This is a genomic window from Terriglobus sp. (assembly GCF_965201105.1).
Classification (GTDB): domain Bacteria; phylum Acidobacteriota; class Terriglobia; order Terriglobales; family Acidobacteriaceae; genus Terriglobus.
Map to the genome: position 1 here is coordinate 1,847,008 of NZ_OZ241741.1, position 18,122 is coordinate 1,865,129.

Annotated in this window: 14 protein-coding genes; 6 read left to right on the top strand and 8 right to left on the bottom strand. The window is 62.1% G+C overall.

Features of this window, described 5'->3' with window-relative positions:
* Positions 1-33: 33 nt before the first annotated feature.
* Genes ACOFKT_RS08125 through ACOFKT_RS08145 form a run of 5 tightly spaced genes read right to left on the bottom strand, consistent with a single transcriptional unit; the run spans position 34 to position 5,318 of the window.
* Positions 34-1,596 (bottom strand): APC family permease, encoded by a 1,563-nt coding sequence (locus ACOFKT_RS08125; protein WP_419806897.1) that lies wholly within the window; start codon positions 1,594-1,596, stop codon positions 34-36.
* A 14-nt stretch (positions 1,597-1,610) separates the two neighbouring features.
* Positions 1,611-2,291, bottom strand: coding sequence for a thiamine phosphate synthase (gene thiE / locus ACOFKT_RS08130; RefSeq protein ID WP_419806898.1), 681 nt, complete (start codon positions 2,289-2,291; stop codon positions 1,611-1,613).
* A gap of 12 nt (positions 2,292-2,303) precedes the next feature.
* Positions 2,304-3,674, bottom strand: a complete 1,371-nt coding sequence (gene accC, locus ACOFKT_RS08135) for an acetyl-CoA carboxylase biotin carboxylase subunit (RefSeq protein ID WP_419806899.1) — start codon at positions 3,672-3,674, stop codon at positions 2,304-2,306.
* 9 nt (positions 3,675-3,683) lie between these two features.
* Complete coding sequence (gene accB, locus ACOFKT_RS08140; protein ID WP_419806900.1) at positions 3,684-4,193, bottom strand: acetyl-CoA carboxylase biotin carboxyl carrier protein; 510 nt, start codon at positions 4,191-4,193, stop codon at positions 3,684-3,686.
* Between the two features lie 12 nt (positions 4,194-4,205).
* Positions 4,206-5,318 carry a M24 family metallopeptidase gene (locus tag ACOFKT_RS08145; protein ID WP_419806901.1) on the bottom strand — a complete coding sequence of 371 codons (1,113 nt, stop codon included), beginning with the start codon at positions 5,316-5,318 and terminating at the stop codon, positions 4,206-4,208.
* Between the two features lie 80 nt (positions 5,319-5,398).
* Here ACOFKT_RS08145 and ACOFKT_RS08150 point away from each other — a divergent pair, with 80 nt between their 5' ends.
* Positions 5,399-6,280 (top strand): metallophosphoesterase, encoded by an 882-nt coding sequence (locus tag ACOFKT_RS08150; RefSeq protein ID WP_419806902.1) that lies wholly within the window; start codon positions 5,399-5,401, stop codon positions 6,278-6,280.
* A gap of 3 nt (positions 6,281-6,283) precedes the next feature.
* Here the strand turns inward: ACOFKT_RS08150 and ACOFKT_RS08155 are convergent, their stop codons facing one another.
* The 3 genes from ACOFKT_RS08155 to ACOFKT_RS08165 all read right to left on the bottom strand — a co-directional run bounded on the left by ACOFKT_RS08155 (position 6,284) and on the right by ACOFKT_RS08165 (position 13,015).
* Positions 6,284-6,529 (bottom strand): helix-turn-helix domain-containing protein, encoded by a 246-nt coding sequence (locus ACOFKT_RS08155; protein ID WP_419806903.1) that lies wholly within the window; start codon positions 6,527-6,529, stop codon positions 6,284-6,286.
* Positions 6,530-6,616: 87 nt separating this feature from the next.
* Entirely contained in the window at positions 6,617-8,377 is a 1,761-nt protein-coding gene (locus tag ACOFKT_RS08160) for an AMP-dependent synthetase/ligase (protein ID WP_419806904.1), read from the bottom strand.
* Positions 8,378-8,464: 87 nt separating this feature from the next.
* Positions 8,465-13,015 carry a glutamate synthase-related protein gene (locus tag ACOFKT_RS08165; protein ID WP_419806905.1) on the bottom strand — a complete coding sequence of 1,517 codons (4,551 nt, stop codon included), beginning with the start codon at positions 13,013-13,015 and terminating at the stop codon, positions 8,465-8,467.
* Positions 13,016-13,299: 284 nt separating this feature from the next.
* Between ACOFKT_RS08165 and ACOFKT_RS08170 the strand changes: the two genes are divergently transcribed.
* From ACOFKT_RS08170 to argF, 5 genes are read left to right on the top strand one after another with little or no spacing between them, the layout of a single operon-like run.
* On the top strand, positions 13,300-13,737 hold the full coding sequence (locus ACOFKT_RS08170) for an arginine repressor (protein WP_419806906.1): 438 nt from the start codon (positions 13,300-13,302) through the stop codon (positions 13,735-13,737).
* On the top strand, positions 13,737-14,849 hold the full coding sequence (gene argC / locus ACOFKT_RS08175; RefSeq protein ID WP_419806907.1) for an N-acetyl-gamma-glutamyl-phosphate reductase: 1,113 nt from the start codon (positions 13,737-13,739) through the stop codon (positions 14,847-14,849). Before ACOFKT_RS08170 ends, argC begins: the two co-directional genes overlap by 1 nt.
* Entirely contained in the window at positions 14,846-15,628 is a 783-nt protein-coding gene (gene argB / locus ACOFKT_RS08180; RefSeq protein WP_419806908.1) for an acetylglutamate kinase, read from the top strand. Before argC ends, argB begins: the two co-directional genes overlap by 4 nt.
* 23 nt (positions 15,629-15,651) lie before the next feature.
* A complete protein-coding gene (locus ACOFKT_RS08185; protein WP_419806909.1) occupies positions 15,652-17,010 on the top strand; it encodes an aspartate aminotransferase family protein in 1,359 nt (452 codons plus the stop codon).
* Positions 17,011-17,023: 13 nt separating this feature from the next.
* Positions 17,024-18,085: an ornithine carbamoyltransferase gene (gene argF, locus ACOFKT_RS08190; RefSeq protein ID WP_419806910.1), complete on the top strand. Its 1,062-nt coding sequence runs from the start codon at positions 17,024-17,026 to the stop codon at positions 18,083-18,085.
* Positions 18,086-18,122: the final 37 nt, after the last annotated feature.

Sequence of the window (18,122 nt, forward strand, 5' to 3'; positions counted from 1 at the left end):
GCTCCTGCGATGTAAAGTGCGTGTGCTGCTTACTTACTTGCCTGCCGCAAAGGGTACGATGGCACGGCTGCGCGCGCGCCAAAAGAAGTAAACCGGAAGCCCCAGCAGCACGATCAGGAGGCCCGGCCAGGTGTACTGGGGTTTGTAGCGTAAGAGTACACCACTGATGAACAATGCCATGACGATGTAGAGCGCCGGCAGCACGGGATACCCAATGGCCCGGTACGGGCGCGGAGCATCGGGGCGAGTGCGGCGTAGCCGGAAGAGGGCCAGCAAGGTGAGCACGTAGAAGACGAGCACGGCAAAGATGACGTAGTCGAGCAGCTGCCCATAGCTGCCAGACAAGCACAGCAGGCAAGTCCACGCCCACTGCACCCACAGGCTGACGGCGGGCACCCTCGCTTTTGACAGTCTTCCAGCGGCACGGAAGAAGAGCCCGTCTTCGCTCATGGCGTAATACACACGGGCGCCGGCCAGGATCATGCCATTCACACATCCAAGCGTGGAAATTAGCACGACCAGGGCCATAATGCGCTCACCGTACCCGGCGAACGCCTGTTTCATCACTGCGGTTGCGACCCGGTCTTCGCTCGCGTACTGAACACCACGGCCAAGAATGGAACCCGAGTGCGGGTCACCGTGCAGCGGCAGTACCGCCAGATAGATGAAGTTCACCGCGACGTAAAGCAAGAGCACAATTCCAGTGCCGAGGGCCAGCGACAGCGGCAGGTTGCGGCGCGGATTTTCGATCTCGCCCGCGGTAAAGGTCACGTTATTCCAGGCATCACTGGAGAACAGCGATCCGACCTGGACCACGGCAATGACGGTCAGCAAGCCGACCAAGGCCGTGGGACCACCCTCTCCTACGGTGACCGGGTGCAACGTGTGCCAGCTTGCGTTGCGCCAGAAGTTGCCGTTTGCGAAGTTCGAGGAGATGGCCAGGGCGTTGCGTGCGACCAGGCCAAAGATGACGATCAAGGCAAGGCCGAGCAGCTTGGCCGAGGTAAAAACGTTCTGGATCCACGCGCCGAGCCGCACTCCCAGCGTATTCAGCGCGGTGAGCAGCGTGAGCAGCAGGATTGAAACGAGGTTTGCGGTCGAAAGGCCGAAATCCATGTTGCCCAGCACCATGGGGCCAAGGTGGATGGCGGGCACGTGACCACCATGCCAGATCCAGTATTTTGTTGAGACCGAGGGGAAGAAAACACCAAGGAATTTGCTGAAGGCGACCGCAACGGCAGCGATGGTGCCGGTCTGGATCACGAGAAAAAGTGTCCATCCGTAAAGAAAGCCCCACACAGGGCCAAGCCCCTCGCGCAGGTACACGTATTGGCCGCCAGCCTTGGGCATCATGGCGGCAAGCTCGCCATAGCTGAGCGCGCCGATGATCGTCATCAACGCTGTAACGAGCCAGGCTGCGATCAGCAATGCCGGGGAATCGACGATGCGCGCCATGTCTGCAGAGACGATGAAGATACCGGAGCCCACCATGGAGCCGGCCACAATGGCCGTGGCGGAAAACAGACCCAGGCCCTTCACGAACTGTTGCTGGGTGCTGGTGCCGGCTGGGACGGCTGCTTGCGATCCTGTAAGCACGTGTGAGTTCGTTTTTACTTCAAACGAGCAAGAAAGTCTTGTGCTCTCGCTTTGACCTCGGCAAGGTTGCTGGAAGGCAGCAGCGCGGAAACGACGGCGACCGAGTCAGCGCCTGCCGTCTGAACGGAGCGGGCGTCGCCAAGGCCGATGCCGCCAATGGCGACGAGTGGTTTGGTGGTCACGGCGCGGGCGGCTTGTACGCCGCAGAGTCCGACTACCTGCTCGGCGTTGGCCTTGGTGCTTGTCGCGAAGACAGGGCCGACGGCAACGTAATCGGCTTCGGTGCTGTTCGCCGCAAGCGCCTGGTCGGCGGAGTGCGTCGAGACTCCGAGGATGCGGTCGGGGCCGAGATGCCTGCGGGCTTCGCTTGCGGTGATATCGGTCTGGCCGATGTGAGCGCCATCAAAATCACACTCGGAAATGAGGTCCGGATGGTCGTTCAGGATCAGGAAGGCTTCACCTTGCGGGAAGATGTCGCGCAGTGCGCGGGCGTTCCTGCGGAGTGTGTCGGGGCCTGCGGCTTTGTCACGGTATTGGATGATCTGGATACCGGCTTCGCGCCACGCCTGTACGGTCTCGAGCAGGGGCAGGTTCCGGCGGACGCAGGTGTCGGCATCCAGGATTGCGTAGACGCGCAGCGTAGGGTCGTGCGCGGCGATGCGGCGGGCGAAGGCGATGCGGGGCGATGGTTCCATGTGTCGATTCAGTTACGTGCCCGTCGCTTTGCGCTTTGCTTCGCCTTCAAGGAAGCGTTCCATGAATTTGGTGTCGAAGTCGCCGCGGCGGAAGTCAGGGTCTGCAAAGATTTTTTGCTGCAGCGAGATCGTGGTGTGAATACCTTCGACGACGAACTGGCTCAACGCGCGCTGCATGCGGTTCATGGCTTCTTCGCGGTCTTTGCCGTGGCAGATGACCTTCGCGATCATGCTGTCGTAGTAGGGCGGAACGACGCCTTCGCTGTACTGCGCGGTATCGACGCGGACGCCATTGCCACCGGGCAGGTTGAATGCGGTGATTTTGCCGGCTGAAGGCGTGAACTTCTCGGGATGTTCGGCGTTGATGCGGCACTCGATAGCGTGGCCGCGAAGGGTGGGCCGCTCGGGCACGATGCCGGAGAGTTTCTCTCCGCTGGCGATGCGGAGCTGCGCCTTGACCAGGTCAATGCCGGTAATGGCTTCGGTGACCGGGTGCTCCACCTGGATGCGGGTGTTCATCTCGATGAAGTAGATTTCGCCGTCCTCATCCATCAGAAACTCGATGGTGCCGGCATTCCAGTAGCCGATTTCACGCAGGGAGCGCTCGATGACGCCTCCGAGACGGGCTCGAATTTCGGGCGTGACCTGAAGCGATGGAGCTTCTTCAATCAGCTTCTGATGGCGGCGCTGGATGGAGCACTCGCGCTCACCGAGCGACATAACGTTGCCGTGTTCGTCGGCGAGCACCTGAAATTCGATGTGACGGGGGCGCTCGATGAACTTCTCCATGTACAGGTCGCCGTTGCCGAAGGCGTTCAGCGCCTCCTGCGAGGCCTGGTTGAAGAGGCCAGGCAGATCTTCCGGGGAGCGCACGATGCGCATGCCTCGCCCACCGCCGCCCGCGACCGCCTTTAGAATGACCGGATAGCGCACGGAATCAGCCCAGACCAGCGCTTCTTCAACGGTGCCGATGACGCCGTCGGAGCCGGGCAGAATCGGTACTTGCGCCGCCTTCATGGTCTGTCGCGCGGTGGACTTTTCGCCCATCATGCGCGTGACCTCGGGTCGTGGTCCGATGAACTTGATGTTGGAGGCGCGGCACACCTCGGCAAAGTTCGCGTTCTCGCTGAGCAGACCGTAGCCGGGATGGATCGCGTCGACGTCGGTAATTTCGGCCGCGCTGATCACGGCGGGCACGTTCAGGTAGCTTTCCGCCGAGCGCGGCGGACCGATGCAGATCGCCTCATCGGCGAACTTCACGTGCAGGCTGTTGCGGTCGGCCTCGGAGTAAACGGCGACGGTGCGGACGCCGAGTTCCTGGCAGGCGGAGATGACGCGCAACGCGATCTCGCCACGATTTGCGATCAGGACCTTTTTGAACATGGCGCTTTCCTACCGAGCCTTCACGGCGAACAAAGGCTGGCCGTACTCGACAGCGCTACCATTTTTGGCGATGATCCTGACGACTTCGCCCGCGACGTCGCTTTCGATCTCGTTCATCAACTTCATGGCTTCCACAATGCAAAGTACCTGTCCCACCTCGACCACATCTCCTACCTTGATGAAGGGCTGCGAGCCGGGCGCGGAGCTCTCGTAAAAGGTGCCCACGATCGGCGACTTGACGATGTGCGCCGCGTCTTCTGCGGGTGTCGCGGCCGGTGCTGTGGCTTCCGTCGCAGCGATGGCAACGGGCGACGAGGTGGCCGAAGGCACCGGAGCGCCGCTAAGATGCGCCGGTGTCGGCATGGCGTAGTGCACGGCGGCCGCTGCGGGCTGCGCAAACGCACTTTCAAATTTCAGGTGAACGTGCTGCTCTTCACGGTCCAACTCGAACTCAGCGATACCGTTCTGTTTCAGGAACTCGACCAGCTCCCGCAGTTCCTGCATGTTCATGTCTGCCATCGTCTTCCTTTGTTACAGCTCCAGCCAGCCTTTGTAGGCGGGCGTCAAAATTTCGCAGCCGGTTTCGGTCACGCGCACCGTATCTTCGATGCGCACACCGAACTGCCCGGGCAGATAGACGCCCGGCTCAATTGTGATGACCATACCTGCGCGAAGCGGTTCATCCTGCTTTGCCGCAATGCGTGGCCCTTCATGAATTTCCAACCCCAGGCCGTGTCCGGTCGAATGGGTAAACCACTTCGCCATTCCGGCCTGCTTCAATGTCTTCCGCGCGGCGGCATCCACTGTTTCCGCAGATACACCGTCGCGCACTATCTCGACCGCGGCCTGCTGCGCAACGAGAACTGCCTCAAATACTTCGCGCTGATGCCGTTGCCGGCCGAGCGTGCCCCCCTGACCCACCTGTACCGTGCGGGTCATGTCCGAGCAATATCCATCGAGCATGATACCGAAGTCGAGCGTCAGCAACTCTCCCGGGCGGATCGGCGCCGCGCTGGCGCGAGCGTGCGGCATACTGGAGCGCGGACCTGCCGCAACGATCGTTTCGAAACTCATGCCATCCGCACCAGCTTTGCGGGCACGGCACTCCAGCTCTGCCGCGATGTCGATTTCGCGCAGCCCGGGCTCAATAAAGGTGAGCAGATCGTTATACAGATCGCAGCCAAGCGCCGCAGCGCGAGCAAGCGTCTGCTGCTCCGCTTCGCTTTTAATCTGGCGCAGAGATGTGACCGGCGAAATAAGCGCGCGGAGGCGGCATTTGCTTTTCGCAGTGCGCAAGGCCTTTGTTAGCTGTGATTGCGTGGCCAGTGACGTATGTGAAGCGTCGATGCCGCACACGGGAACGCTGCCGGCCGCGAGCCATTCCGCAGCCGCGTGCAAGGTGTTCCCCTTAACGATGCGCACTGTCGCACCGCGCACCTCGGCCCTGGCCTGGTCACGGTATCGGCCGTCCGTAAAGAGCCGCGCCCGTACCTGCGACGTACCGGCAAGCAGAACCAGCGCCGCGCTGGAACCGGTGAAGCCGCAAAGGTAGCGCACGTCCGGCAGGTGCGTGATGAGCAACGCCGGGAGCCGTGCAGCGTGCAGGCATTTTGCAAGCCGCTTCCAGCGGGAACGTTCAGACACCATTACAGTGTAGCCGCGCAGCACTGACCGAACCCTCTACGGTGTGGCTTGGGCTCAGCGAGGACCCGTAAAATAGAACGATGGGTCAAGTGCTTCGCGACCGCGTTCGGAATCTGCACCGGCCGAACCGCCGCGAATTTCTGCAAAGTGCTGGTGCAGCCGCGATCGCAGCATTGGTGCTGGACATGACCGCGATTGACCGGCACAACGTGGTCGTCGAGCAATGCACGCTGCGCATCCGCCGGCTGCCAGCAGCGTTTCACGGCCTGCGCATCGCGCAAATCTCCGACTTTCACCATCACGGGTATGCCGAGGATTACTATCTGCGCCAAGTCGTCGAGAAGGTGAACGCATTGCAACCGGCCGTGGTGGCGATGACCGGCGACTTTATAACAGCGCACGGGAACCCGTTTGGCCCCTGGCGCAAAGCGATGCCGGTGTGTGCAGAGATACTGAGCGGGCTGAGGGCGCCGCTGCGTGTTTGTTCACTGGGCAATCACGACTGCATTGACATTGCGTTTGTCACGCATTGCCTGACCGAGCGGGGCTTGACCGTTCTACGGAACAGCTACACGGCAATCGAGGCTGCGAACGAAAGGCTCTGGATTGCGGGCCTGGCCGATGCGTATTTCGACTTCCCTGACCTGGAGCAGGCCATCCCGCGTGCGACCGAACGCGAACCCGTGCTGCTGCTCGGACACGAACCCGATTTTGCGGACACGGTCAAGGCATATGGAGGTGTGGACGTGATGCTGGCCGGGCACTCGCATGGCGGACAGGTGCGCGTGCCTGGAATCACGCCCGCGTTCCTGCCGGTCATGGGCCGGCGCTACGTGCGCGGTCTGTTCCAGTTGGATGATCTGCAGCTCTACGTGAATCGCGGCATCGGCGCAGTGCACTTGCCGATCCGCTTCCGGTGCCCGCCTGAGATTACGTTGTTCACCTTGGAGCCCGCGGCCTAGCAACTAGCGCGCGGAGCGGGCCGGCTTCTTGGACTCAGGAGACGCTGGTTCGAACGAGACGCCACTTTGGCGCTCCATCCAACGATCAAGCAGGTCGCGCTTGAACCGCCATCGATTGCCCAGCTTGAACGCCGGAACCACGCCCTCGGAAGCGTAGCGGTAGAGCGAGTCCGCACTGATGCCAAGGTAAGAGGCTGCCTGCCGAATGTCCATGACTTCGCGCTGTGCGGGTTGGGCTACCGTCTTCATCCGTGTGTTTGTCGTTTGTATCGCGCGCGTTCAGCATTCGCAAGCAAAAATGTGATGGCTGCATCCGCGAATGCATGTGCAGAAAGATCAACCCTCAGAGTCGGCACCAGCGTACATGTCTTCGATGGTGTCCTTGTAGCGCTCCACGATGATGCGGCGCTTCAGCTTCAGGCTTGGCGTCAGATGACCCGCTTCGGGCGTCCAGTCCTCGGCTGCCAGGCGGAAGCGCTTCACCTTTTCCCAAGGCGATAGATCGTGGTTCACACGGTCGAGCTCCTGCTGGTACCGGCTGATCACGCGCGGGTCGCGGACGAGTGCGGATCTGTCCGAAGTGATGATGCCCTGCTGCTGCGCCCATTCCTCCAGGGACGGGAAGTTGGGTGCGATCACGGCTGTAACGTACTTTCGGCGATCCCCCTGCAACGCGACATAGGCGATCAGCGACGAGACCTTGAGACGGTTCTCAATCGGCTGCGGCGCGACGAACTTGCCGCCTGTGGTCTTGAGCAGTTCGCGCTTGCGATCGGTGATGGAAAGATATCCGTCCTTGTCGATGTTGCCGACGTCACCCGTGCAGAAAAAGCCATCTTCGGTGAACACAGCTGAGGTCGCCTCCGGCTTGTTCCAGTAGCCTTTGAAGACACTGGGGCCGCGGACGAGAAGCTCACCATCCTCAGCGATGCGGCACTCGAGATTCGGCAAGGTCTGGCCGACGGTGCCGAGCCTGTTTGCGCCGGGACGGTTCACCCCGATTACAGGCGAGGTTTCGGTCAGGCCGTAGCCCTCAAAAATTGGTGTGCCCGCATCCGCGAACCACTGCGCGAGGTCGATACCGAGGGGAGCACCGCCGGCAACAAAGGTGTGCACGCGTCCGCCAAAAGCCTCGCGGAGTTTGGAATACACGAGCTTGTCGGCGAGCTTCCACGGAATCGATCCGGGAGTTTGGCGTTGCGCGACCACGTCGCGATGCTTACCGCCGGTACGAATCGCCCAGTCGAAGATCTTCGCTTTCATGCCGCCGGCTTTGTGGGCCTTGCCCTCGGCTGACTGGCGCACACGCTCGTACACCCGTGGAACGGCGACGAAGATGGTGGGCTTCACCTGCGTCATGGCCGGCAGGACGCGCTCGGCGCGGCTCACATACGCAATGGTGACGTTGTCGGCGTAAAAGAGATAGTCGATGTGCCGCGCCGTCACATGCGAGAGCGGCAGGAACGAGACGGCAATATCGTTGGCGTTGAAGTGGTAAATCTCCGTGGTCATGGAGAGGTTGGCAGCGATGTTGCCATGCGTGAGCATGACGCCTTTCGCATCGCCCGTGGTGCCCGAGGTGTAGATCAGGGTCGCCAGGTCGTCCGGCTGGATGGTGGCGCGTTCTGCATCGAAGGCGGCATCGCGGGTGTTGGGTTCATCACCCGCGACGAGCGGCCCGAAAGCGATGGTGCCCTCCGTGCCGTCCATGCTCACGATGGTCTCGACCGCGCCCTGCACTTTTTTCGCGACCTCCGCGGTGGAAACGAAGGCAATCTTTGCGCCGGAGTCACGGATCTGCGCGGAAGTTTGCTCGGCGCTGAGCGTGGGAAACATGGGTGCATCGACCAGTCCCAATGTGAGACAGGCGAAATCCACGACGGCCCACTCCCAGCGGTTTTCTGCCAGCAGTGCAATGCGGTCACCCTTCTGCACCCCTTGCGCCTGAAGCCAGGCGGCCAACCGGCGCACACGCCAGTAGAGCGCATCGCCACTGATCGGCTTCCATTCGGAGCCGTGTTCCTGCGCGAGAATCACGCGTTCACTGCCGCGCGACACCGCGCGTGAAAAAACATCATTGAGCGTGCTGAGCTGCATGGGTCCGCCTGTGTGGGCTGCTTCGGCGCTGGGCCGCCTTGAGTGGCTGTGCCGCAGCCTCGACACAGGCCATGCTACATGCTGCGATCAGGCCTGCGGCAACGGTGTGAAGCAAACGAAGCGGCCGGCAACATCATTCCAATGCGTGAGCAGAGACTGCGCGCACGAACTGCCGGTTTCACGCACGTGATCCTCCAACAACTCCTGAATCGCACCCTGCGCTTCAGGAGTGGTGTCGGCAAAGCGCGTCGCACTCAGGAAATCCGCGTGATACCGCGTTGTCTTCAGAATCGTTTCGTCTTTGTCATACACCCATGCCATGCCGCCGGTCATGCCCGCGCCGAAGTTGAGCCCGATGGGTCCCAGCACGGCGACGGTGCCGCCGGTCATGTACTCGCATCCATGGTCGCCTACACCTTCCACTACCGCGGTCGCGCCGCTGTTGCGGACTGCGAAGCGTTCACCGGCGCGGCCCGCGGCAAAAAGCCTGCCGGAGGTAGCTCCATAGAGCGAGACGTTGCCGAGAATGACGAAACCGCTGGAATCCCGCGCGGCGAGACCTCGCGCACGGATCGTGATGGTTCCGCCGCTCAGGCCTTTGGCGACGAAGTCGTTCGCCTGGCCGGTCAGCGCGAGGTGCATGCCCGTCGCGGCAAAAGCGCCGAACGATTGGCCGGCAGTGCCCTCCAGATCAAGCCGAATGTCGGGGGTGGCGAGCGGCGACTCAGCGGCAGCCTGCAGGATGGCAAGCTCGCCGGCGATGCGCGCTCCCACGGCGCGATCCCGGTTCGCGATGTGTCCGCTCACCTGGAACGGCTGACCTGACGCGGCGGCGCGCACTGCGGGTTCGATCCACTGCTCGTCCAGCGCTGGATCGCGCTCGGGGCGATCGTTGCGCACACCAGCCCAGCTGCGGGGGCCCTCGCCGGGGTCAGCAAGCATCGGAGCGAGATCAAGACCGCCGTCATGGCGAACCTGCTCCAGCAAATCGACGCGACCGATGGCATCTTCCAAACTCGGCAGACCGTAACGCGCAAGCGTGTGCTGCAGGTCAGCGGCAAGCTGCTCAAAGAAGCGGACGACATGCTCGGGCTTTCCCCGGAAGCGTGCGCGTAGCTCCGGTCGCTGCGTTGCGATGCCAGTGGGACAGGTATTCAGGTGACACTGCCTGGCCATGTCGCAGCCGAGCACGACCAGGACCGCGGTGCCAAAGGCGTACTCGTCCGCACCCAGCAGTGCGGCGATCAGCACATCCTTTGCCGTGGAAAGGCCGCCATCGGTGCGCAGGCGAACGCGCCCACGCATGCCGTTCTGACGCAGCGTTTGCTGGGCCTCCGCCAAACCGAGTTCCCAAGGATTGCCAGCATATTTGATGCTGGAAAGTGCAGCGGCACCGGTGCCGCCCACGTTGCCGGCGATCACAATGTAATCCGCATACGCCTTCGCGACACCTGCCGCGACCGTGCCCACACCGCAGCTGGAAACCAGCTTGACGCCAATGGCAGCGCGACGGTTCACGCGCTTCAAATCGTGGATGAGCTCGGCCAGATCTTCGATGGAGTAGATGTCGTGATGCGGTGGAGGTGAGATGAGCGGCACGCCCTGCTGCGCGTGACGCAGACGCGCAATCAGACCCGAAACTTTGTGGCCAGGCAGCTGGCCGCCTTCGCCGGGCTTCGCGCCCTGAGCGACTTTGATTTCGATCTCTTCGGCGTGCGCCAGGTATTCGGCGGTCACACCGAAGCGTCCGCTGGCAACCTGCTTGATCTTGTTATTCAGTTGGGTGTGAACGGCGGGCGCTTCGACGATGGGCTCGGCTATGGCAACGCCGCCAGATTCCGGTGCACCTTTGGGCGCAGGCTTGTTCACAAATGCAGACGGTTCGCCAGGCTGCGGAACGCGGCGATTGCTGAGGTGCGGACGATATACATCGGAGTCTTCCCCGCCCTCTCCCGTATTGGATTTGCCACCGAGCATGTTCATGGCAATGGTGATGGTCGAGTGCGCCTCCGGGCTGAGCGAACCGAGCGACATGGCGCTCGCGGCGAAGCGCGGGAAGAAGCTCTCCGGTCGGGGCATCTGCTCGAGCGCGACCTCCGGACCGGCCGGGCGAATCTCCAGGAGATCGCGCAAGGTCGTGGCCCCGTCCCTGCCCATGTCAGAGCTGAAGATGCGGAACTGTTCAGCGGGGTCGGCGGGTGGAGCTATGTTGCGCGCGCTGCCGACCACGCTTTGTAGCGCTTTCACATGACCGGGCGCCCAGGTGTGCGGCTCAGCTTCATCGGCGCGGCGAAACTTGACCCAGCCATAATCCGGCAGATCGGCGACGCCCTTCGCGTCCACGCGTGGCGGCGCACCCCACTGATGGCGGATTGCATCCTCAATCTGGTGCAGGCCAATGCCGCCGAGCGGCGCGGGCGTCTGCGGAAAGCAGCGCTCCACGACCTCACGGCCCAATCCAAGGATGTCGAACTGGTACGCGCCGCGATAGCTGTCGACGACGCTGATCCCCATCTTGGACATGATCTTGGCCAGGCCGGCATCGAACGCCTTCAGCATCTTGATCTCAGGGTCGTTTGGCTTGGAACCCTCCGGTGCGCTGGCGCGTGCCGTCTCAAGCGCCAGCCACGGACAGACTGCGCCCGCACCATAGCCAATCAGCACGGCGGCATGATGCACGTCGCGCACGTCGCCCGCCTCGGCAGCAATGCCGGTGTGGGTGCGCAAGCCCGCGGCTACCAGAGCGTGGTGTACGACGGAAACGGCGATCGCCATGGGAATCGGCAGCTCATCGGAGGAGGCGCGGCGATCACTGATGAGGAGAAGTTCGCAACCCTCCCGTACGATCGCAACGGCGTTCGCGCAAAGCGCTTCAATGCCGGTCGATAACGAAAAATCTTTGCTGAAAACGCACTTCAACTCACGCATCCGAAGTGTATCGTTCTGCGGATACTTGCCCTGGCGCAGCGCCTCCAGCCTGCCGATGGAAAGAAAGGGCGAGCGCAACGAGATGCCGGGCAGAGCGGCGTGATGATCAAGCAGGTGGGACCACGGGCCGAGCCGGGTGTGCAGGGAAACGACAATGGCCTCGCGAAGCGGATCGATGGCCGGATTGGTCACCTGGGCAAAGCGCTGGCGGAAATAGGAGTACAGCGGCCGCGGCGAGCGCGCCAGGTAGGCGAGAGGCGTGTCATCTCCCATGGACCAGACGGCGTCTTTCCCATCGGAGAACATGGGCTGTAGCACCATGCGCACGTCTTCCTTGGTGTACCCGAAGCTGGATTGTGCACGCTGCACGGCGGCAATATCTGTCGGCGGCAGATCGACCCACTGTGCCTCAATGGTGCGCTCGTCCAGTAGCGGGGTGTAATCGCCGCCAGCATCGAATAAGTCCAGCAGCGCCTCGTTTTCGTAGACCTGCTGCTGCTCAAGATCGACGACCAGCATCTGCCCAGGACCAAGGCGGCCACTGTGAATCACCTGCTCGGGGTCGAGGTCGACAAGCCCCGCTTCGGAGCCGGCCACAACCAGGCCGTCCGCCGTGAAGGCGTAGCGGCTGGGGCGCAGGCCGTTACGGTCGAGGGCGGCACCCACGTACCGGCCATCGGTAAAGCCAAGCGCGGCAGGACCGTCCCACGGTTCGGCGGTATCGCGGTGATATTCGAGGAAAGCGCTTCTCCGCTCGGTCACCGCGGGCGGCAACAGAATGCGGATTGCTTCCGCGATGTTGCGTCCGTTACGCGCAAGCAGCTCCGCGGTTTCATCGAGCGAAGTGGAGTCCGTGCCGTCTTTGGTGAGAATGGGTTGGCATTCGGATGGAAGCGTGCTGTAGCGCGCCTCCATGCGGGCGCGGTTGCCCCAGACGGTGTTGATCTCGCCGTTGTGGGCCAGGGTACGGCCGGGTTGCGCACGATGCCATGCGGGTGTCGTGTTGGTTGCATAGCGCTGATGAAACAGCGCAAATGGTGTAACGAACCGCGGGTCGGCGAGGTCCGGGTAAAACTCGCTTAAAGCTCGGCCCAGGCAAAGCGACTTATAGACGATGGTGCGTGCAGATAAGCTCGCAATGTAGCCGTGCGTCTCGTCCGCTTCGAAGCGGCGCTCATAGCTCTTGCGCGCGAGGTAAAGCCGGCGCTCCGTTTCTTCAATGGAGGAGTTACCGTCGTCCGTCGTAAGCAGGTGTTTCAGAACCGGCATGGACCCAAGCGCGATTTCCCCAAGCACGCCTGAGTTCGTCGGAATATCGCGCCAGCCGAGAATGCGAAGACCGTTCTCCGTGAGACAGCGCTCGAGCGTGGCGGCATCCGCATCGGCAGACGCCTGTGGAAACATGCAAACGGCAACGCCGAGGGGCAGAGCGGGGTCGAGGGTGAGACCGGTATTGTCTAGCAACAACGTGCGTGGAACGGCAGTCATGACACCAACGCCGTCGGAGCTTTTGCCGTCCGCTGCAACGGCGCCACGGTGTGCCAGGCGAGCCAATGCGGTGAGCGCCTTTTCCAGAATGTCGTGCGATGGCTGATTGTGCTGGGAGGCGACAAAGCCTACACCGCAGGAGTCGCGCTCAAAGCGCGCGTCGAGAAGCGACGGGATCTCCTGCGCGCCAGCCGGGCGGCGGATCGAGAAAGAGGCGGCCATACTTCATCCTAACGTTCAATTGCAGCAATGACACTTTTGGGTCGGTCGATTCTTCCACCCTTACTTGCACCCTAGGGGAACGGGTCAATGGCGTTGATCAACGTGGCGGGGGTGTGTATATTTATACACAGAAGTGCATGTTTATGCATTCTCGTCCGACGCGAGATGCATCCTATGCAGTGAGGCCTCCCAGCGGCGACCTGTTGGTCCGCGGCGCAGATCAAGGCGACATCCGTAACCGTCCGCTCCATGCGGCTGGTGCGATCTGAGGAGCAAGGCCCGGCTTGAAGCAGCAACGACATTCCGCTATCCGTGACATGCTGGCGAACTCGACGGTCACATCCCAGGATGAGTTACGGCGCAAGCTGCAGAAACGCGGCTTCACCGTGACGCAGGCGACGCTTTCACGGGACATGCATGAGCTGCACATTTTTAAAGGCGCGAATGGTTATGCACTGGCGGGACCCGATGCGAATGACGATGATGTGCCCGCGATCAAGGAAACGCTCGAAAGCTTTGGCCTGGAAGTGAAGCAGGCACAGAACCTGCTGATCGTGATCACGACCACTGGATCCGCGCAGCCCGTCGCTGCAGCGCTGGACTACGAGGACTGGCCGGAACTGATGGGCTCCATCGCTGGTGACGACACGGTGCTGGTCATCTGCGCGGACGCGGCGCAGGCAGAGGTACTGAAGCAGCGCATGGAAGGATTGATCGGCTGATGGCAGCGGTGTTGGAGCAGATAGGACAGGCGGTGAATCCGGCAGGTGTTGGTTCTGTGCGCACTGCCGTCGCCGGCGTGTCCGGGTACGCGGGCGCTGAGCTTGCGCGTCTGCTGCTGGCTCATCCCCGTCTGCAGCAGGAAGCGCCGCTGTTCCTGGGCCGCATGGATGCGAGCTCATCCGCTGGAGCTCAGTCTTTATACGAGATGCATCCACAACTGGCGCGGCACGATGGCGCACGGTCGCCGGAGGTGGTCCCTTTTACATGGGAGCAGTTGCAGGATCGCGGTACGGAAGTGCTCTTTCTGGCACTGCCACACGAGCAATCGCGTGAGTGGGTGCCGGAGGCCGTTGCGCGGGGCATGCGTGTGATTGACCTTTCAGGCGCCTGGCGCTTGCACGATCCGGCGAATGAGGCGGTGTACCGGCTGCATGACGCCGATCGCGACAAAGCCGCATCGCTGCAGGTGGGCGCGGTGTACGGCTGCCCGGAGTTGCACCGCTCCGCCATTGAGAGCGCCACCTTGGTGGCAAACCCGGGCTGTTATGCGACCTCGATTATCCTTGCGCTCGCACCGCTGATCCAGGCCGTCCTGCTGGACCTGGACCGTGGCATTATCGCGGATGCGAAGTCGGGCGTGAGCGGCGCGGGCAAGGCGCCGACTCCGAAGACGCACTTCATGTACGCCGCTGACAACCTCTCCGCGTATGGCGTTTTCGGGCACCGGCACACGGGCGAATTGCTGGAGCAATTGGGGCTGACCGCGGATCAGATCCAGTTCACGCCTCACCTGTTACCGATTCCACGCGGCATCCTGAGCACGATTTACGCGCGGCTTGCGCAACCCGTTGCCATCGCAGAGATCGAGCGCGTTCTGCGCAGCTTCTACACGGACAGCCCGATGGTGCGCGTGCGGCGCGCGGGTGACCTGCCGCAGATCGCGCATGTGGCGCGGACGAATTACTGCGATATCGGCTTTGAAGTTAGCCCCGACGGCAAGCGGCTGGTCCTGGTCAGCTGCCTGGACAACCTGTTGAAAGGCGCCGCCGGACAAGCGGTGCAGAACCTGAACGTAATGTGTGGGTGGAGCGAATCGGAGGGCCTGCTTTGAAGTACGTGGTGAAGCTGGGCGGCGCCTCGCTGGAACAACCGGAGCTGCTGCATGCGATCGGCAAGGCAATTTCGGACCTTGTGGCCGACGGACACAGAGTGGCCGTAGTGCATGGCGGTGGTGTGCAGTTGACACGCACGCTGCAACAGATGGGCAAGGAGTCGCAGTTCATCAGCGGCCTTCGCGTGACGGACGCCGAAACGCGCGATGCCGCGCTAATGGTGCTCGCCGGCCGCGTGAACAAGTCGCTGGTTGCATCTCTCAATCAACAGGGCCAGTCTGCGGTGGGCATCTGTGGCGGCGACGGTCAGGTGTTTCGCGCACGCAAGAAAAAGACAACCCCGGACCTTGGCTTTGTGGGAGAGATTGCTGGGACGGATCCGCGCTGGATCGAAGCGATCTGGACGATGAACGCCGTGCCGGTCATCAGCTCCATCGCGCTTGGATACGACGGCGAGTACTACAACATCAACGCGGATGAGATGGCAGCGGCAACGGCTGCATGCGTCAAGGCCGACGCGCTCGTGTTTCTGACCGATGTGCCCGGGGTGAAGGGTGCGGATGGCGCGGTGATGCGCTGGCTGTCGATGCGCGATGTACCCGCGCTGCAGCAGAGTTCGGTCATCAGTGGAGGCATGTTGCCAAAGCTGAATGCGTGCCGCGATGCCCTGCGGGCGGGCGTGAAGCGCGTTCGCATTCTTCCGGCCGACGCTGCACGTGTCTTGCCCGATCTAATCAGCTCGCGCGTCGACCAGGGTACGGAGGTGATGGCGGCATGAACGGCTCCGGCGCACTGAAACGCATGGACACTCGATTGCCTTTGCTCGACTTCACCAACGCAAACCAGAACAGGACGGAATCCATGATTGTGAAACAGGAAATTGGAGGTGCAACCAACATGAATCTTGTTGCGACCCAGGCGGCCGAACAAAAGCTGCTGCTTTCCACGTACGACCGTCACCCGATACTGTTCACGCGTGGCGACGGTGTGCACCTGTACGACGATGCGGGCACGCCGTATCTGGACCTGCTCAGCGGCATCGGCGTGTGCGGCCTGGGCTACAACCATCCGGCGATCAACAGGGCGATCACGGCGCAGCTTTCAACCGGCCTGCTGCACACATCGAATCTGTTCTTTCATAACCACACCGCGACACTGGCACTGAAGCTGACGGAGATCACGGGCATGGACCGCGTGTTTCTGTGCAACAGCGGCACCGAAGCCTGGGAAGCCGCGCTGAAGCTGGCGCGTGCCCATGCGGAGCTCTTGCGCAAGGAAGGCAAGCGGATCGGCACACGTGTTCTCGCCTTGGAGCACAGCTTCCACGGCCGCACGATGGGATCCGTCGCGACCACGCACAAGCACAAGTACCGCGAGCCGTTTCAGCCGGTGATGCCGGGCGTGAGCTTTGTCCCATTCAATGATGTGGATGCATTGCGGGCCGCGTTCAATGAGGACATCTGCGCGATCTGCATCGAGCCGCTGCAGGGCGAAGGCGGCATCCACCCCGTCTCGCAGGAGTTTTTCGAAGTGGCGCGCGCGCTGTGCGATGCAACGGGCGCGCTGCTGCTGGCCGACGAGATCCAGAGTGGCATGGGTCGCACCGGCAAGTGGTGCGCTTACCAGCACTATGGCATCCAGCCAGACGTGACAACGCTTGCCAAGCCGATCGCAGGCGGCCTGCCGATGGGTGCGATGTGTTGCAACGAAGAGGCCGCGCGCGCAATCACGCCTGGCATGCACGGCACTACCTTTGGCGGCGGTCCGCTGGTCTGCGCAGTGGCGCTGGCGGTGATCGACGAGATCGAACGCTCTTCCCTGCTCAATCATGTCGCGGAGGTGGGCAGTTACTTCAAGCAACGGCTGGAATCGTTGGCTGCCGAACACGCCGCGGTCGCGGAGGTTCGCGGCATGGGCCTGATGCTCGGCATGGATATGCACTCCGACAAGGTTGCCGCTGAACTGCAAACACGCATGATGCTGGAGAAGCACATCCTGCTGAATCGCACGAGCGAGACGGTATTGCGCTTTCTTCCGCCGTTCCTGATCACCCGCGCACAGGTGGACGAAACCATCGCGGCAATGGAGTCACTGATCGAGGAGATCGAAACGAAGCAGGCGGCGGTGGCCGAGCCTGCCGGGGAAGCGGTACATGGATAGCAAGACTGTAGTGATGAGCCTGCCGGAGCATGAACAGCCGCGGGCAAGGGCGGAACTGGGCATCCAGTCCGATGCTGCGTTTACAGAGGCAGCGAAGGCGCTGCGGGGGCGCGATCTCTCCTCGATCGCCGACCTTACCGTGCAGGAAATGGCTGCGATTTTGGAACTGTCGCACGCCGTCAAGGCACGGCCGGAAGACTTCCGGCATGCCCTGGATGCGAAGCAGATGGTGCTGATTTTCGAAAAGGCATCGCTGCGCACACGGCTTACGTTTGAAACGGCGATCAACACCTGCGGTGGGAACGCAATCTTTGTCGACCAGACCAACTCGGTACTTGGCGAGCGCGAGTCGCTGGCCGACGTAGCACACAACCTGGAGCGCTGGGTTAATGTAATCGTGCTGCGAACCTATGCCCATGACACGGTGACCGAGATTGGAGAGAACGCGAAAGTCCCGGTCATCAACGCGCTCTCTGACTACGAGCATCCGTGTCAGGCCCTTGCCGATTTCTTTACACTTGAGGAGCGATTCGGTTCCTGTGAAGGGCTTAAGTTCACCTATGTAGGCGATGGCAACAACGTGTGTCACTCGCTCATGCTCGCGGGTGCATTGTTGGGCGCGCACGTGACTGTGGCGACACCAAAAGGGTACGAGCCCGACCTGGACATCATTCACAAAGCGATCGCCTTCGCGGAGCAGACCGGCGGCTCCATTCAACTTATGCACGATGCCGCGAAGGCTGTGGCTGGGGCGGACGCGGTGTACACCGACGTGTGCATCAGCATGGGCCAGGAGAATGAAGCGACAAAGCGCACGCCGATCTTCCGTCCGTACCAGGTGAACGAAGATCTGATGCGGCAGACGACGGAGCACGCCGTTTTTATGCATTGCCTGCCGGCGCACCGCGGTCAGGAGGTCACGGACGCGGTCATCGACTCTCCGCAATCCATCGTGTTTGACCAAGCAGAGAACCGGATGCACGCGCAGAAGGCCCTGCTGCTCATGCTGCTGGGCGGTGCCAAGCGGATCCCGCGCGATCGAGGCGTGGGTAAACGTCGCAAGTCGCTGGCATAGCGATCTGTCGCTCAGAACGCGCGAACCGAGCACAGGT

Bases quoted from the DNA above. Each gene is read 5' to 3' on its own strand.
- argC (WP_419806907.1), top strand. From the start codon at position 13,737: ATGGCAGCGGTGTTGGAGCAGATAGGACAGGCGGTGAATCCGGCAGGT.
- ACOFKT_RS08185 (WP_419806909.1), top strand. From the start codon at position 15,652: ATGGACACTCGATTGCCTTTGCTCGACTTCACCAACGCAAACCAGAAC.
- accB (WP_419806900.1), bottom strand. From the start codon at position 4,193: ATGGCAGACATGAACATGCAGGAACTGCGGGAGCTGGTCGAGTTCCTG.
- thiE (WP_419806898.1), bottom strand. From the start codon at position 2,291: ATGGAACCATCGCCCCGCATCGCCTTCGCCCGCCGCATCGCCGCGCAC.
- ACOFKT_RS08160 (WP_419806904.1), bottom strand. From the start codon at position 8,377: ATGCAGCTCAGCACGCTCAATGATGTTTTTTCACGCGCGGTGTCGCGC.
- ACOFKT_RS08155 (WP_419806903.1), bottom strand. From the start codon at position 6,529: ATGAAGACGGTAGCCCAACCCGCACAGCGCGAAGTCATGGACATTCGG.
- argF (WP_419806910.1), top strand. From the start codon at position 17,024: ATGAGCCTGCCGGAGCATGAACAGCCGCGGGCAAGGGCGGAACTGGGC.
- ACOFKT_RS08150 (WP_419806902.1), top strand. From the start codon at position 5,399: ATGGGTCAAGTGCTTCGCGACCGCGTTCGGAATCTGCACCGGCCGAAC.
- ACOFKT_RS08165 (WP_419806905.1), bottom strand. From the start codon at position 13,015: ATGGCCGCCTCTTTCTCGATCCGCCGCCCGGCTGGCGCGCAGGAGATC.
- accC (WP_419806899.1), bottom strand. From the start codon at position 3,674: ATGTTCAAAAAGGTCCTGATCGCAAATCGTGGCGAGATCGCGTTGCGC.